The 12,909-nt window shown below is 66.8% G+C and carries 20 protein-coding genes; 12 read left to right on the top strand and 8 right to left on the bottom strand.

Going from position 1 to position 12,909, the window contains the following annotated elements; all coding sequences use genetic code 11:
• From VF592_RS09545 to VF592_RS09535, 3 genes are all read right to left on the bottom strand, one after another.
• On the bottom strand, positions 1–533 hold a 533-nt coding region (locus VF592_RS09545; protein ID WP_331005392.1), incomplete at its 3' end, for an AAA family ATPase.
• A gap of 190 nt (positions 534–723) precedes the next feature.
• Positions 724–987 carry a ribbon-helix-helix domain-containing protein gene (locus VF592_RS09540; RefSeq protein ID WP_331005391.1) on the bottom strand — a complete coding sequence of 88 codons (264 nt, stop codon included), beginning with the start codon at positions 985–987 and terminating at the stop codon, positions 724–726.
• A 104-nt stretch (positions 988–1,091) separates the two neighbouring features.
• Positions 1,092–1,298: a hypothetical protein gene (locus tag VF592_RS09535; protein ID WP_331005390.1), complete on the bottom strand. Its 207-nt coding sequence runs from the start codon at positions 1,296–1,298 to the stop codon at positions 1,092–1,094.
• 556 nt (positions 1,299–1,854) lie between these two features.
• Between VF592_RS09535 and VF592_RS09530 the strand changes: the two genes are divergently transcribed.
• A complete protein-coding gene (locus VF592_RS09530; protein ID WP_331005389.1) occupies positions 1,855–2,394 on the top strand; it encodes a hypothetical protein in 540 nt (179 codons plus the stop codon).
• A gap of 78 nt (positions 2,395–2,472) precedes the next feature.
• On the opposite strand, the gene VF592_RS09525 is transcribed toward VF592_RS09530, so the two are convergent.
• Positions 2,473–2,751: a hypothetical protein gene (locus VF592_RS09525; RefSeq protein WP_331005388.1), complete on the bottom strand. Its 279-nt coding sequence runs from the start codon at positions 2,749–2,751 to the stop codon at positions 2,473–2,475.
• Positions 2,752–2,839: 88 nt separating this feature from the next.
• A complete protein-coding gene (locus VF592_RS09520; RefSeq protein WP_331005387.1) occupies positions 2,840–2,992 on the bottom strand; it encodes a hypothetical protein in 153 nt (50 codons plus the stop codon).
• 109 nt (positions 2,993–3,101) lie between these two features.
• Here VF592_RS09520 and VF592_RS09515 point away from each other — a divergent pair, with 109 nt between their 5' ends.
• The 3 genes from VF592_RS09515 to VF592_RS09505 all read left to right on the top strand — a co-directional run bounded on the left by VF592_RS09515 (position 3,102) and on the right by VF592_RS09505 (position 4,843).
• Positions 3,102–3,596: a DUF3833 family protein gene (locus tag VF592_RS09515; RefSeq protein ID WP_331005386.1), complete on the top strand. Its 495-nt coding sequence runs from the start codon at positions 3,102–3,104 to the stop codon at positions 3,594–3,596.
• 42 nt (positions 3,597–3,638) lie between these two features.
• The gene (locus VF592_RS09510; RefSeq protein ID WP_331005385.1) at positions 3,639–4,241 is read left to right on the top strand and encodes an OmpA family protein; all 603 of its coding nucleotides are present in this window, start codon (positions 3,639–3,641) and stop codon (positions 4,239–4,241) included.
• Between the two features lie 92 nt (positions 4,242–4,333).
• Complete coding sequence (locus tag VF592_RS09505) at positions 4,334–4,843, top strand: ferritin-like domain-containing protein (protein WP_331005384.1); 510 nt, start codon at positions 4,334–4,336, stop codon at positions 4,841–4,843.
• A gap of 4 nt (positions 4,844–4,847) precedes the next feature.
• On the opposite strand, the gene VF592_RS09500 is transcribed toward VF592_RS09505, so the two are convergent.
• Both VF592_RS09500 and VF592_RS09495 read right to left on the bottom strand, forming a co-directional pair.
• Positions 4,848–5,282: a DUF1810 domain-containing protein gene (locus VF592_RS09500; protein WP_331005383.1), complete on the bottom strand. Its 435-nt coding sequence runs from the start codon at positions 5,280–5,282 to the stop codon at positions 4,848–4,850.
• Positions 5,279–6,604 (bottom strand): glutamate--tRNA ligase, encoded by a 1,326-nt coding sequence (locus VF592_RS09495; RefSeq protein ID WP_331005382.1) that lies wholly within the window; start codon positions 6,602–6,604, stop codon positions 5,279–5,281. The genes VF592_RS09500 and VF592_RS09495 overlap by 4 nt, the downstream gene beginning before the upstream one ends.
• Positions 6,605–6,721: 117 nt before the next feature.
• Here VF592_RS09495 and VF592_RS09490 point away from each other — a divergent pair, with 117 nt between their 5' ends.
• Positions 6,722–7,657 carry a ribose-phosphate pyrophosphokinase gene (locus VF592_RS09490; protein WP_331005381.1) on the top strand — a complete coding sequence of 312 codons (936 nt, stop codon included), beginning with the start codon at positions 6,722–6,724 and terminating at the stop codon, positions 7,655–7,657.
• A gap of 155 nt (positions 7,658–7,812) precedes the next feature.
• On the opposite strand, the gene VF592_RS09485 is transcribed toward VF592_RS09490, so the two are convergent.
• Positions 7,813–8,142, bottom strand: a complete 330-nt coding sequence (locus VF592_RS09485) for a PilZ domain-containing protein (protein WP_331005380.1) — start codon at positions 8,140–8,142, stop codon at positions 7,813–7,815.
• 129 nt (positions 8,143–8,271) lie between these two features.
• Between VF592_RS09485 and sucC the strand changes: the two genes are divergently transcribed.
• The 7 genes from sucC to VF592_RS09455 all read left to right on the top strand — a co-directional run bounded on the left by sucC (position 8,272) and on the right by VF592_RS09455 (position 12,895).
• On the top strand, positions 8,272–9,483 hold the full coding sequence (gene sucC / locus VF592_RS09480) for an ADP-forming succinate--CoA ligase subunit beta (protein ID WP_331005379.1): 1,212 nt from the start codon (positions 8,272–8,274) through the stop codon (positions 9,481–9,483).
• A gap of 342 nt (positions 9,484–9,825) precedes the next feature.
• Positions 9,826–10,026: a zinc ribbon domain-containing protein gene (locus tag VF592_RS14310; protein ID WP_414714196.1), complete on the top strand. Its 201-nt coding sequence runs from the start codon at positions 9,826–9,828 to the stop codon at positions 10,024–10,026.
• A 24-nt stretch (positions 10,027–10,050) separates the two neighbouring features.
• Complete coding sequence (locus tag VF592_RS09475; RefSeq protein WP_331005378.1) at positions 10,051–10,803, top strand: electron transfer flavoprotein subunit beta/FixA family protein; 753 nt, start codon at positions 10,051–10,053, stop codon at positions 10,801–10,803.
• On the top strand, positions 10,800–11,729 hold the full coding sequence (locus VF592_RS09470; protein WP_331005377.1) for an electron transfer flavoprotein subunit alpha/FixB family protein: 930 nt from the start codon (positions 10,800–10,802) through the stop codon (positions 11,727–11,729). Before VF592_RS09475 ends, VF592_RS09470 begins: the two co-directional genes overlap by 4 nt.
• A gap of 150 nt (positions 11,730–11,879) precedes the next feature.
• Positions 11,880–12,410 carry a phytanoyl-CoA dioxygenase family protein gene (locus VF592_RS09465; protein WP_331005376.1) on the top strand — a complete coding sequence of 177 codons (531 nt, stop codon included), beginning with the start codon at positions 11,880–11,882 and terminating at the stop codon, positions 12,408–12,410.
• A 68-nt stretch (positions 12,411–12,478) separates the two neighbouring features.
• Positions 12,479–12,676 (top strand): hypothetical protein, encoded by a 198-nt coding sequence (locus VF592_RS09460; RefSeq protein WP_331005375.1) that lies wholly within the window; start codon positions 12,479–12,481, stop codon positions 12,674–12,676.
• Between the two features lie 3 nt (positions 12,677–12,679).
• Positions 12,680–12,895: a hypothetical protein gene (locus VF592_RS09455; RefSeq protein WP_331005374.1), complete on the top strand. Its 216-nt coding sequence runs from the start codon at positions 12,680–12,682 to the stop codon at positions 12,893–12,895.
• Positions 12,896–12,909 lie beyond the last annotated feature (14 nt).

Below are 12,909 nucleotides of genomic sequence, written 5' to 3'. Positions count from 1 at the left end.
ATTTGCTGACCATGCTTCAACAGTTGAGGAACAAGATGAAGGTAAGTAGCTTCTGAAAAAAACCCAGCTAATTCCCGAAAACCCTCATTCGCCTGAATCTGCTCGAGATGTGTTTGCGTTAAGCGGGTTGGATCGCGCTTGTCGTCTTCACTGGGTCTCGTAACTACTAACAGATCGTCTCTATATACCTCTTCTTTAGATACCAAAATGCGCTGTGCGCCTGTACCTTCAGACTTAAACTCTAATACATACCGCCAACGCGTGCTTTTAGGGCTGACAAGATCAACCTCAACACTAATCTGTGATCGGCGTGCGTGTAAGCAGCGCAGCTTCGACATTCCACCGCGATCTAGAACGGCTTTCTGCAAGCCACCTCCCTCCCGCTTGGAAACATCACGTAAAAAGCGAAATACATCAAGAAAATTTGATTTACCTGAAGCATTAGCGCCAAGGACATAGGTCGTATCAGCTAGTGGAACATCAACAGTCTGAAAGTTGCGCCAGTTTTTCAGCTTGATGTGTTTGATATTCATATCGGGTTCCGTCGAATCTGAGGAGCGTACAGGCACTCACGAAGATCAGCAATCCGCGTTAGAAGCGGGATAGGTTGCTCACGATCCGACCTTATATTGGTGTCTTCGCGCTCGCATTCCTCAGCTCGTTCCCGTCTGCCGCAACCAGTCACGTGTGTCGTCGATGCCGGTCTGCACCCGGCGGCTGAGCTCAAGCCGCATCCGCGCTCCCGCTCGAGCGGCGCAATCCGGCGCGCAGCTCGGCCAGATACGCGAACGGGTCACGGTCGCCCACGCCCGATTGACGGCCTTCATCGATCGCCGCCTGCAACCGCGCCAGCTTCTCCTCACGGTCCCGATCGCGCCGCACGATATCGCGCACATAGTCGGCCGGATCGGCATATCCGCCCTGCGCCGCACGCGACTCCGCCCAATTGCTGAGGTCTTCGGGAAGCGAAAGATGCAACTGCGCCATGCCGACAACCTACGGATCGAGGGTTCCACTTTCAACGAAAATGCCGTTTCGTGAAAAGTGACGCCGCCACTTCTCACATCCGTATAAAGTGGCTCATATCCACCTCACTTCCGCAGCACCCTCCAACCTCCGCCCGTGATCCGCTGCTTGCCGTCCTTGGGCGCGTCCCACGGGTTCACCAGCGCCCAGCGCTTCACGGGCAGGGTGTCGCCGGCCGGGTCGGCGCGAAGCTCCCGGTCCGCCGCGTGGCGGAACGTGCGGGCCGCCTTGGCTTTCCAGGGCTGGTCGCTCCGAGCCGTGGTATATGCCATGAAGAGCGACTTCTTGCGGCTTCGACTCATTGGGGCGTTCCGGGCGACGCTGCACGGGCCGGCACAGCCGATCAGGATCATCGACCGCCGGCCCGACGCCAAGTGTCGGACGCCCGGCCCGGCAGCGCCGAACTCCGGGACCTGATCGAACACGCCCTCTGATGGATGCCCCCGCGCCACACCCGGCCGCGCATCTCTCCAACACGGTCGCCTCAGCTCTGTCCTACACGCCCGATCCCTGATCCACCTTCCGCCATGAGCCACGCGAAACCCGCCCACCCCCTCCCCGCCGTCCAGGCGGAGGACGCCCCCGCGACCCTCCCGGCCGCGCTCGACGCCAACGGCTTCGATCCGACCGAATTCGAATGGCGCCCCGTCCCGCGCCGTCCGCGCAGGGACGGGTGGACGCCCGAGGCGCAGCAGCGCTTTATCGAGGCGCTCGGCCGTACGGGGGTGGTGGACGCGGCGTGCGAGGGAGGTCGGGCTATCGGTCCGCTCCGCCTACAACCTGCGCAACGCGCCCGGCGGCGAGCGCTTCGCCCGCGCCTGGTCCGCCGTGCTCGCGCGCGCCGCCGACCGGGTGCTCGATGTCGCCTTCGAACAGGCGATATTGGGCGAGGAGGTGCCGATCTTCGACCAGGACGGTGTGCGGACGGGGGCCACGCGCCGCTACAACACCCGTATGGCGATGTTCCTGCTGCGCGCCTATCACGCCGACCGCTTTCGCCACGCCCACAAGGATGAGCGCCGGGCGGACAAGGCGCCGCCGCTGGCCGCGCCGCCCGTCGCGGACGCGGTCGCCGCCTTGGCACCGGCGGCGCCGGCCGCGCCGCACCTGCTGATGCCGCCCGACCAGCTCGAACACCGGGTCTGGGTCGCGCGCGAGACCGCCGCTATGCTGGACGCCACCCCGGGCGCCGATCGCGAGCCGTGGAAGCTGCAAACGGTGCCGGACCAACCCCCGGCCGTCCGCTTGCGCGCGCGTCGGAACCGCTATAGTCGCCGGGTCCGCGTGGACCGGATCGAGGCGGCGATGGAGCGCGACGGCGTCCGCATCGATTTCGACGATCCCGACGACGACCACGATTCCGCCTGAACTTCCAGTGAACTTCCGCCGGCGGAAAGCACGCCGACGAACCACCCGGCCGGGCATCGGCCCGGCCGGGTGGCCGGATCACATCGCGTTGGCGACCTGGTTCTCGACATTGGCGTCGTCATTGTCGTCGGCCTGTTCGGCCTTGTCCTCGCCCATGTCGCGGACATTCTCGGCGCGGTCCTCCAGCGCGTCCTCGGCCTGCTCGTTGCCGGTCATGTCGGCCTGGTCCTCGAGCGCGTCGGCGCGGTTCTCGGTCATCGCCTCGATATTGTCGGCGGCCTGGTCGTCGGCACCCCCGCCGCACGCGCCCAGCGCCAATGCCGCGGCGATACCGGCGGCCTTCATCGCGATCTTCATGTAATTGTCCCCTTTAGGTTGCGGGCGCGATCGGTGCGCCGCGCCCGCCGACCTCTTCAATCCCCGGGCCGGCGGTCCGGTTCCCGGCTCAGCCCGCCAGCGCGGGCACGATCCAGACCGCGCTCATGGCCAGGATCGCCAGCAGGAGCCCGATCAGCAGCACATAGCGTACCCCGTGGCCCTTGCTCCCGCCGCTCGCCTCGTCCTCGTTCAGATGGGTCTCGTCGCCGCGTCGTTCCATCACCCAAAACTCCCAATGCCGTTAAGGCATCCGCACCATAGCATGATCCCGCGGGGAGCGGCATCGCCCGCGACTTTTCGGTTGGGTCCGGCGTTGAGCGATCGAAACCATGCGTATCCTCCCCTTCCTCGCCGTCATTCCCGCCGCCTGCGCCCCGGCCGTTCCCGCCGCCGCGCCCGGCCCGGTGTTCGACCCGCTGACCTTCTTCGCCGGCCGGACGGAGGGGATCGCCCGGCTCAAGATCGTCCTGCGCGCCGCGCGCGGCGTCCGCGTCCAGGGATCGGGGCGGGTGGAACCCGACGGCACCCTCGTCCTCGACCAGATCGTCGCGCAGGACGGCAGGCCCGCGACCCGCCGCCGATGGCGCATTCGCCGCACCGGTCCCGCCACCTATGCGGGCACGCTGTCCGACGCGGTGGGGCCGGTCGCCGGGGAGGTGAGCGGGAACCGCCTGCGCCTCGCCTTCACCATAAAGGGCGGGGTCGCGACGGAGCAATGGCTGACGCTCGCCCCCGACGGCCGCTCCGCCGCCAACCTGCTCACCGTGCGCAAGTTCGGCGTCACCGTCGCGCGGCTGGACGAAACCATCCGCAAGCTCGACTAGGGCGGTCGACGTCGCGATCCTGGGCGGCCCTGGAGAAGATGCATGACCGACCGTCCCGAAACCGCGCGCCCGCCGACGCCGCGCGCCCACTACCGGGCCTATGCCGCCGGGGCGCTCCTGCTCCTGCTCCTGTTCGCGCTGTTCCGCGGCTGCGTCGCGACGAAAGGTCGTGAGCTCGTTCCGCCCGCCAAGCTCGAAGACGGCGGCGTGCCCGCCATCCCGATCGTCGAGCGGGTCGCGCTTCCCGACGGCGCGGTCCTGTCGCTGGAGCCGGGCACGCTGACCCATCAGCTCCAGCGCCATCTCGCGGGCCGCGACCCGGCGGGGCGGCGCTTCGCGTTCGAGCGGCTCGACTTCGCCCCCGGCTCGGCGGTCATCCCCACCGCCGATCGCCCGACGATCGACGTGCTAGCCCGCCTCCTGCGCGCCTATCCCAAGGCGCGGATCGGCATCGTCGGCCATCCCGATGCGCGGAACATCGCCCCCGATCTCGCCCGCCGCCGCGCCGGGGCCGTCGCCGCCGCGCTCGCCACCGCCGGCATCGCCCCCGCCCGCGTCGCGCTGGTGGCGGACGCCGCCGCTCCCGCCCCCACGCCCGGCGGGGCCGCGAGCCGCCCGACCGAGCTGGTCGTCACCGCCAAATAGCGCTCCGCCCCCGGCGCGAAACTCGCGACCTCCCCGATCGTTGGGATGGGTGCACGGGCGGATTCGACCCGCTCCCAACAAAGGAACGCATCATGGGCCTGTTCACCAAGGACATCGCGACGCTCGACGACCTCTACGTCCACCAACTGCAGGACGTCTATTATGCCGAGAACCAGATCACCAAGGCGCTGCCCAAGATGATCGCCAAGGCCACCAGCCCCGACCTGAAAGCCAGCTTCGAGACGCACCTGACCGAGACCGAGGCGCAGATCGAGCGGCTCAAGCGCGTGTTCGAGATGCACGGCCTGAGCCCCAAGGCGGTGACCTGCCCCGCGATCGACGGCATCATCAAGGAAGCCAACGAGACCGCCGGCGAGATCTCCGACAAACAGGTGCTCGACGCCGCGCTCATCGCCGCCGCCCAGGCGGTCGAGCATTACGAGATCACCCGCTACGGCACGCTGATCGCCTGGGCGACCCAACTCGGCCGCGAGAACGAAGTCGAACTCCTCGCCCAGACGCTGGCCGAGGAAAAGGCCACCGACGAGAAGCTCACCGCGCTCGCCGAGCGCAAGGTCAACGCCGACGCCGAGATGGCGTGACCCGCTAGAAGCGCCCGAGCGTCGCCGGGTCGCGCGCGCCGCCGAAGAAGCGGTCGAGCGCGGCCCGGAACGGCGCCGGGTCTCCGGCCGTCGCCTCGAACCCACCAGGCTGCGTGGCAGCCGCCTCGAACAGCGTCATCGACGAGCGCAGCTTGACAGCATCGACGGCGCCCAGGATCGACGCCGCCGATCCGGGTGCTGCGATTACCGCGCGGGTCGCCTCGACCAACCGAGGTCCGAGCACCGGATGCGTCAAATAGGCGCGCGCCTCAGTCAGGTCCGCCAGCGCGTAGAAGCGCGCCGTCTCGCTCCGCCCGAGCCCCGCGATCTGCGGAAACACGAACCACATCCAATGGCTCGCCTTGCGCCCCGCGCGCAGCTCACCGAGCGCGCGGTCGTACATGCCCGCCTGCGCTTCTACGAACCGGTCGAGCGTCACGCCGACAGCCTCGCTATCGTCCGCTCGCGCCCGATCAGCGGCAGTAGCGTGGCCATGTCCGGCCCGTCCCCGCGACCGGTGAGCGCGAGGCGGAGCGGCAGGAACAGCGCGCGCCCCTTGCGCCCCGTCTCCACCTTGAGCGCACCGGTCAGCGCGGGCCAGGGGTCGCCCGCCCAGTCGATGGTGCCCGCCACCCGCGCGGCGTCGGCCAGATAGCCGCGATCTTCCCCGGCGGCGGCGTTGGCGACGGGGCCCTCGATCACCGCCCACCAGTCGGCCGCGTCGGCCACCCGGTGCAGGTTGGGCCGCACCGCCAGCCACTCGGCCTCGCCCATGCCCGCAGGCAGGCGATCCCGCACCCGGTCGAAGGGTAATTGATGGACGATGCGGGCATTGACCCCGGCCAGCTCCGCCTCGTCGAAGCGCGCGGGCGCGCGTCCGAAGCGCGAGAAGTCGAAGCCGGCGATCAGCGGTTCGGGGTCGAGGATCGGCTCGACCGGGTCGCTCGTCCCCAGCCGCGCCAGCAGCGCGCGCACCGCCTCGGGCTCGATGCCCTGTTCGCGGAAATGGTCGACGCCCACCGACCCCAGCCGCTTCGATAATTTGCCCTCCGCCCCGGTCAGCAGCGCGCCATGCGCGAAGGCGGGCGGCGCGGCGCCCATCGCGGCGAACATCTGGAGCTGGAGCGCGGTGTTCGACACATGGTCCTCGCCCCGCACCACATGGCTGATGCCCATGTCGATGTCGTCGACCGCCGAGGGCAGCATGTACAGCCACGACCCGTCGGCGCGGCGTACCACCGGGTCGCTCATCGTCGCCGGATCGAAGCGCTGAGGCCCGCGGATCAGGTCGTCCCACTCGATCGCGGCGTCATGGTCGAGCTTGAAGCGCCAATGCGGGCGCACGCCGTCCGCCTCCAGCGCGGCGCGCTCGGCATCGCTCAACCGCAGCGCCGCGCGGTCATAGACCGGGGGCAGCCCGCGCCCGGCCTGGATCTTGCGCTTCAGGTCGAGTTCCTGCGCGGTTTCATAGGCGGGATAGACCCGGCCCGCCGCGACGAGCCGGTCGAACCGAGCCGCATAGAGCGCGAACCGCGCCGATTGCCGCTCCTCGCCGTCGGGAGTCAGTTCCAGCCAGTCGAGATCGCGCCGGATCGCGTCGACGAAGCGTTCCTCGCTCCGCTCGGCATCGGTGTCGTCGATCCGCAGCACGAACCGCCCTCCGTTGCGCCGCGCCCACATCCGGTTGTGGAGCGCGGTACGGATGTTGCCGACATGCAGCCGGCCGGTCGGGGAGGGAGCGAAGCGGGTGGTTACGGTCATCGCGGTCGTTTAGGCGTCGGGGGTTGCGGGGCAAACCCCCGCGCGACTAAGCCCCGCCCGGTCGACCAACGCCATGTCGACGGGGCTGCGTCGACAGGGCCGGGGAGGGCCGTTCCCATGAAACTCATCACCGGCAATTCGAACTTGCCGCTCGCCGGTGCGATCGCGCGCTATCTGGAACAGCCGCTCGCCGACGCGCTGGTCCGGCGCTTCGCCGACGAGGAGATCTTCGTCGAGATCGGGGAGAACGTCCGGGGCGAGGACGTGTTCGTGATCCAGTCGACCGGCTATCCCGCCAACGACAACCTTATGGAGCTGCTGATCATCATCGACGCGCTGAAGCGCGCGTCGGCGCGGCGGATCACGGCGGTCGTTCCCTATCTGGGCTATGCGCGCCAGGACCGGAAGCCCGGGCCGCGCACGCCGATCTCGGCCAAGCTCGTCGCCAACCTCATCACCGTCGCGGGTGCCGACCGGGTGCTGTCGGTCGATCTCCATGCCGGGCAGATCCAGGGCTTCTTCGACATTCCCACCGACAATCTCTACGCCGCGCCCGTCATGTCGGCGGATATCCAGGCGCGGTTTCGGGGCCGTAACCTGATGGTGGTGTCGCCCGATGTCGGCGGCGTGGTGCGAGCGCGCGTGCTCGCCAAGCGGCTCGACAATGCCCCCCTGGCCATCGTCGACAAACGGCGCGAGCGTGCCGGCGAGTCGGAGGTGATGAACATCATCGGCGAAGTGGAGGGGCGGTTCTGTATCCTGGTCGACGATATCGTCGATTCGGCCGGGACCTTGTGCAACGCGGCCGCGGCGTTGCGCCAGGCGGGGGCGGAGGAAGTCGTCGCCTATGTCACCCACGGGGTGCTGTCGGGTGGCGCGGTGGCGCGGGTCGAGGGATCGGCGCTCAGCGAACTGGTCATCACCGATTCGATCGGCAATCACGAGTCGATCGCCCCGACCGCGCGCATCCGCCACCTGCCGATCGCGCCGCTGCTGGCGGAGGCGATCAAGCGGATCGCGGACGAAACGAGCGTGAGCAGCCTCTTTGATTAAGACTGCTCACGCGACCGGTCGGACGGCGGGTCGCGCCGACCGGCGCGAACCCATTCGACGGCGGCTTTGCCGCCGGCCCCGCCTTAATTACCGATCATAGGGTCACCGCAGCTAAGCCGCGTCGTTGGTACTAGCTGAAGCCAGGCCGGCCGAGCCTAGCGCTGGCTCAGTGCAACGATATGATCCAGCACCGCCGGATGCAGCGGCTTCGCGAAGGCGCACCCATATTTGAACTTGTCGCGCCAGGCGACCACCGCTTCCAGCGCCGCCAGCCCAGGCAGCGTCAGCCACACCACCGTGCCCGGCCAGAGCGTGAAGCTCGTCTCCGCGCGGAAGCCCGAGGCCGACAGGTCGACTACGTCGATTTCGAAGCGCGTCTGCCCCCGGTCGCGCAGATGCGCGCGCATCTTGACCGCCTTGCGTAGCGCGCGGCGATGCTCGTCGCCGGGAAGGTCGAACTCGGGATGGAGGGCGGGCTGCGTCATGCACCGGTTTATGCCCGAACAATGGTTACGATTCGGCTAACGCGGCCCGATCTCTCCCGCTCTGGACCTCCACGGGCCGCTGTGCTTTAGCGCGGCCATCCCCGGTCTTCGAAAACGGACACCCACTCCATGAATATCCATGAATACCAGGCCAAGGAACTGCTGGCCAAGTTCGGCGTCCCCGTTCCCGCCGGCCATGCCGCGATGAGCGTCGACGAGGCGGTCGCCGCCGCCGGCAAGCTCCCCGGACCCCTCTACGTCGTCAAGGCGCAGATCCATGCGGGTGGGCGCGGCAAGGGCAAGTTCGTCGAGCTCGGCCCCGACGCCAAGGGCGGCGTGCGACTCGCGCGCAGCGCCGACGAGGTCCGCGCGGCGGCGCAGGACATGCTCGGCAACACGCTGGTGACGATCCAGACGGGCGACGCGGGCAAGCAGGTCAATCGCCTCTACGTCACCGACGGCGTCGACATCGCCAAGGAATTCTACCTCGCCTTGCTCGTCAACCGCGCCACGGGCCGCGTGTCGATGGTCGCCTCGACCGAGGGCGGGATGGACATCGAGACGGTGGCGCACGACACGCCGGAGAAGATCCACTCGATCGACATCGACACCGCGACCGGCTTCATGCCTCACCACGGCCGCGCCGTCGCCGCCGCGCTCGAATTGACGGGCGATCTTGCCAAGCAGGCGACCAACGTCGCGTCCAAGCTGTACGACACGTTTGTCGGCACCGACGCCGAGCAGATCGAGATCAACCCGCTCGCCGTCACCGAAGATGACGGTTCTGGGGCAAAGCTGATGGTCCTCGACGCCAAGGTCGCCTTCGACGGCAACGCCATGTTCCGCCACAAGGATCTTCTGGAGCTCCGCGACGAGACCGAGGAGGACCCCGCCGAGCTCGAGGCGTCGAAATACGACCTCGCCTATATCAAGCTCGACGGCGATATCGGCTGCATGGTCAACGGCGCCGGGCTGGCGATGGCGACGATGGACATCATCAAGCTGAACGGCATGTTCCCGGCCAACTTCCTCGATGTCGGCGGCGGTGCCAACAAGGAAAAGGTGACGGCCGCGTTCAAGATTATCCTCGCGGATCCGAACGTGAAGGGCATCCTCGTCAACATCTTCGGCGGCATTATGAAGTGCGACATCATTGCCGACGGCATCGTCGCGGCGGCGAAGGAGGTGAACCTCCAGGTCCCCCTTGTCGTCCGGCTGGAAGGCACCAATGTCGAGCAGGGCAAGGCGATCCTGGCGAACAGCGGCCTGGCGATCGTCCCCGCCAACGATTTGGGCGACGCCGCCCGCAAGATCGTCGCCGAGGTCAAGGCGGCTGCTTAAAGACTTTATATTTAGGAGCAGTACGTGGGAAGGTTATTGATCCTTTTGGCCGCAGTTTTCAGCCTCGCAAGTTGCAGCGGCGGCGAGGGTCGACAGCAATCTAGCTCCACAGAGCGGACCGAGTTTTCCGACGAAACGGATCGTTTGATGAACCGGCTTGATGCGGGTGGCACCGTATCAACATCAGACTACATCAGTAATACGAGTGAGAGTTCTGATGTTAGTTCTGAGCAGAAGGATCGATACGAGTCCCTTCCTCAGGAAGGGAAGGACGAGGTTGATAGGCGCATGAAGGAATACGATGCGGCTTGCTCCACTTCCTCAGATTGCTGACATACGGTAATGCTTCTAAGATGTCCAGAATGTAGCCAGAAGGTGAGTTCTTCGGCATCAAGATGTCCAGCTTGTGGATATTCGATATCTTCAGGCGTGCAGGTCGTAAATGGATTAGGAAATGTCGCTAGCTCTAGTTTGGCTGTAGTTTGGTGGATTTTTGTCATAGTGCTTTTGTGCAGTCTAGTTGTCTCTTGTTTTAGTTCATGATCATCATTCTGGGAAGTGATTGATATGAAGGTACTCGTCCCCGTCAAGCGCGTGCTCGACTATAACGTGAAGCCCCGGATCAAGGCCGATGGGTCAGGCGTCGACCTGGCCAACGTCAAGATGAGCATGAACCCCTTCGACGAGATCGCCGTCGAGGAGGCGATCCGCCTCAAGGAGAAGGGCGCCGTCACAGAGATCGTCGTCGTGTCGATCGGCGAAGCCAAGTCGCAGGAAACACTGCGTACCGCGCTCGCCATGGGCTGCGACCGTGCCATCCTGGTAACCAGCGACAGCCGCGTCGAGCCGCTCGCCGTCGCCAAGATCCTCGCCAAGATCGTCGAGGAGGAAGCGCCCGGTCTCGTCATCCTGGGCAAGCAGGCGATCGACGACGACAACAACCAGACGGGCCAGATGCTCGCCGGGCTGCTCGGCTGGGCGCAGGGCACCTTCGCCTCCAAGGTCGAGATCGCGGGCGACACCGCGACCGTCACGCGCGAGATCGATGGCGGGCTGGAGACCGACGCGCTCAAGCTCCCCGCGATCGTCACCACCGACCTGCGCCTCAACGAACCGCGCTACGCCTCCTTGCCCAACATCATGAAGGCGAAATCCAAGCCGATGGCGCAGAAGACGCCCGCCGATTACGGCATTGACGTCGCGCCGCGTATCACCACCTTGAAGGTCGTCGAGCCGGGCAAGCGGCAGGCGGGCATCAAGGTCGCCGATGTCGACGAACTGGTCACGAAACTGGCCGCGATGGGGATCTCCAAGTCATGAAGACGTTGGTCTGGGTCGAGCATGACGGCACGTCCGTCAAGGACGCCACGCTGGCTGCGGTCACCGCCGCGGGCAAATTGGGCGAGGTCCATCTGCTGGTGGCGGGCGAAGGCGTGGGCGCCGTCGCCGAAGCCGCCGCGAGGATCGCGGGCGTGGGCAAGGTCCACCTCGCCGACGACGCGGCCTATGCCCATGCGCTGGCGGAGAATGTCGCGCCGCTCGTGGTCGAGCTGATGGGGCATCACGACGCGTTCGTCTGTCCCGCCACCACCACCGGCAAGAACATCGCGCCGCGTGTCGCCGCCCTGCTCGACGTGATGCAGGTCAGCGACATCCTGTCGGTCGAGGGCCCGGACACCTTCACCCGCGCCATCTATGCCGGCAACGCGATCGCCACCGTCCGGACCAGCGATGCCAAGCTCGTCCTGACGGTACGCGGCACCGCGTTCGACAAGGCCGAGCCCCAGGGCGGATCGGGCGTCGTCGAGGCCGTGTCGACCACCGGCGACAAGGGCCTGTCCACCTTTGAGGGTTCCGAGATCGCGGCCAATGCGCGCCCCGAGCTGACCAGCGCCAAGATCATCGTCTCGGGCGGCCGCGCGCTCGGCTCGGGCGAACAGTTCCACGCGCTGATCGACCCGCTCGCCGACAAGCTCGGCGCGGGCGTCGGCGCCAGCCGCGCGGCGGTCGACGCGGGCTACGCGCCCAATGATTACCAGGTCGGCCAGACGGGCAAGATCGTCGCTCCCGAAATCTACGTCGCGGTCGGCATCTCGGGCGCGATCCAGCATCTGGCGGGCATGAAGGACTCCAAGGTCATCATCGCCATCAACAAGGACGGCGACGCGCCGATCTTTCAGGTTGCGGACATCGGGCTGGTGGGCGATCTGTTCAAGGTGGTGCCGGAATTGACCGAGAAGCTCTGAGGCGCGATGGACGGGGCGGCCCTGTCGTTCGACGAGCATGGGGCGGCACGACATGATCGTGCCGCCCTTCGCGTTCTTGAAAATATCGAGGCTATCCTCGCCGGTTGTCCAGGCGACCGTGCGGGCGTCCGCCTTTATGGTGTAGAAGGCTTGGAACCTTTGCTCGCGCCCGAGAGCGCGATCGGCCGTATCGCCGTCGCCCGGCTCGGGCCTGGAGCTCGCCCGATCCGTGCCGTCCTGTTCGACAAGGCACCCGGCGCGAACTGGGCATTGGGCTGGCATCAAGACCGTACGATCGCCGTCCGCGAGCGCGGTGACGTTCCCGGCTATGGACCTTGGTCGGTCAAGGCGGGCATCCAGCACGTCGAGCCGCAGTTCGCGGTGATCGAGTCGATGGTGACTCTCCGCATCCATCTGGACCCCGTACCGACCGATAACGGGCCGCTGCTGATCGCACCCGGCTCGCATCGCCTCGGCCGCATACCGGCGTCCGGCATCGCCGCTACCGTCGATCGGTGCGGAACGATCTCCTGCCTGGCCGAGCGCGGGGACGTGTGGAGCTACGCCACGCCGATCCTGCACGCATCCGCCGCGTCGGTCGGCCACGTACGCCGCCGGGTGCTCCAAGCCGATTTTTCGGCGATGACCCTTCCCGCTCCCCTGGAATGGCTAGGCGTCTAGCTTCCTCCGTGCTTCGGCCGCGAATGCTCGCGCTTGCGGCGGAACCGGTGCGATGCGGTGTTCTCATTATGAAGCACGTCACCATCCCCCTGTCGCCCGGGCAAGAGGCGTTCGTCGACGAACGGGTCGCCGCCGGCAGGTACGCCGACGCCGAGCAAGTCGTGACCGCACTGGTCCACGCCGCCGCGAAGAACTGGGCGCAGGATAAGCTGGAAGCGCTCATGCTCGAAGGACTGGAAAGCCCGAGCGCGCCATGGAAGCCCTAATCGATGGACGGGATTCGCCAAGCGGCGCGCGCGCCTTTGATCCGCCTCCGGCTGGAGGTTCGCCTCGCCGCCCAGGCCGAACTCACCGGGCTGCGAAAGTGGACGGTTCCCGGTTTCCCGAATTTGCTGATCGTCTATCTCGTCGAGGGAGAGACGCCGTCCGTGATCCACGTCTTGCACGCCGCGCGAGATTGGATGAGGCATCTGGAGACGAATTGACCGTAGCAGCGGCG

This window comes from Sphingomonas sp. (genome assembly GCF_036388435.1).
In the GTDB taxonomy this organism is placed as follows: Bacteria; Pseudomonadota; Alphaproteobacteria; order Sphingomonadales; family Sphingomonadaceae; genus Sphingomonas.
This window is presented reverse-complemented; position numbering and strand designations above follow the sequence as displayed.

Excerpts from the sequence above, each read along its gene's own strand:
- VF592_RS09505 (WP_331005384.1), top strand. The coding sequence starts at position 4,334 with ATGGGCCTGTTCACCAAGGACATCGCGACGCTCGACGACCTCTACGTC.
- VF592_RS09460 (WP_331005375.1), top strand. The coding sequence starts at position 12,479 with ATGAAGCACGTCACCATCCCCCTGTCGCCCGGGCAAGAGGCGTTCGTC.
- VF592_RS09525 (WP_331005388.1), bottom strand. The coding sequence starts at position 2,751 with ATGAAGATCGCGATGAAGGCCGCCGGTATCGCCGCGGCATTGGCGCTG.
- VF592_RS09490 (WP_331005381.1), top strand. The coding sequence starts at position 6,722 with ATGAAACTCATCACCGGCAATTCGAACTTGCCGCTCGCCGGTGCGATC.
- VF592_RS09535 (WP_331005390.1), bottom strand. The coding sequence starts at position 1,298 with ATGGCATATACCACGGCTCGGAGCGACCAGCCCTGGAAAGCCAAGGCG.
- VF592_RS09470 (WP_331005377.1), top strand. The coding sequence starts at position 10,800 with ATGAAGACGTTGGTCTGGGTCGAGCATGACGGCACGTCCGTCAAGGAC.
- VF592_RS09520 (WP_331005387.1), bottom strand. The coding sequence starts at position 2,992 with ATGGAACGACGCGGCGACGAGACCCATCTGAACGAGGACGAGGCGAGC.
- VF592_RS09510 (WP_331005385.1), top strand. The coding sequence starts at position 3,639 with ATGACCGACCGTCCCGAAACCGCGCGCCCGCCGACGCCGCGCGCCCAC.
- VF592_RS14310 (WP_414714196.1), top strand. The coding sequence starts at position 9,826 with ATGCTTCTAAGATGTCCAGAATGTAGCCAGAAGGTGAGTTCTTCGGCA.
- VF592_RS09485 (WP_331005380.1), bottom strand. The coding sequence starts at position 8,142 with ATGACGCAGCCCGCCCTCCATCCCGAGTTCGACCTTCCCGGCGACGAG.
- VF592_RS09540 (WP_331005391.1), bottom strand. The coding sequence starts at position 987 with ATGGCGCAGTTGCATCTTTCGCTTCCCGAAGACCTCAGCAATTGGGCG.
- sucC (WP_331005379.1), top strand. The coding sequence starts at position 8,272 with ATGAATATCCATGAATACCAGGCCAAGGAACTGCTGGCCAAGTTCGGC.
- VF592_RS09495 (WP_331005382.1), bottom strand. The coding sequence starts at position 6,604 with ATGACCGTAACCACCCGCTTCGCTCCCTCCCCGACCGGCCGGCTGCAT.
- VF592_RS09455 (WP_331005374.1), top strand. The coding sequence starts at position 12,680 with ATGGACGGGATTCGCCAAGCGGCGCGCGCGCCTTTGATCCGCCTCCGG.
- VF592_RS09515 (WP_331005386.1), top strand. The coding sequence starts at position 3,102 with ATGCGTATCCTCCCCTTCCTCGCCGTCATTCCCGCCGCCTGCGCCCCG.
- VF592_RS09475 (WP_331005378.1), top strand. The coding sequence starts at position 10,051 with ATGAAGGTACTCGTCCCCGTCAAGCGCGTGCTCGACTATAACGTGAAG.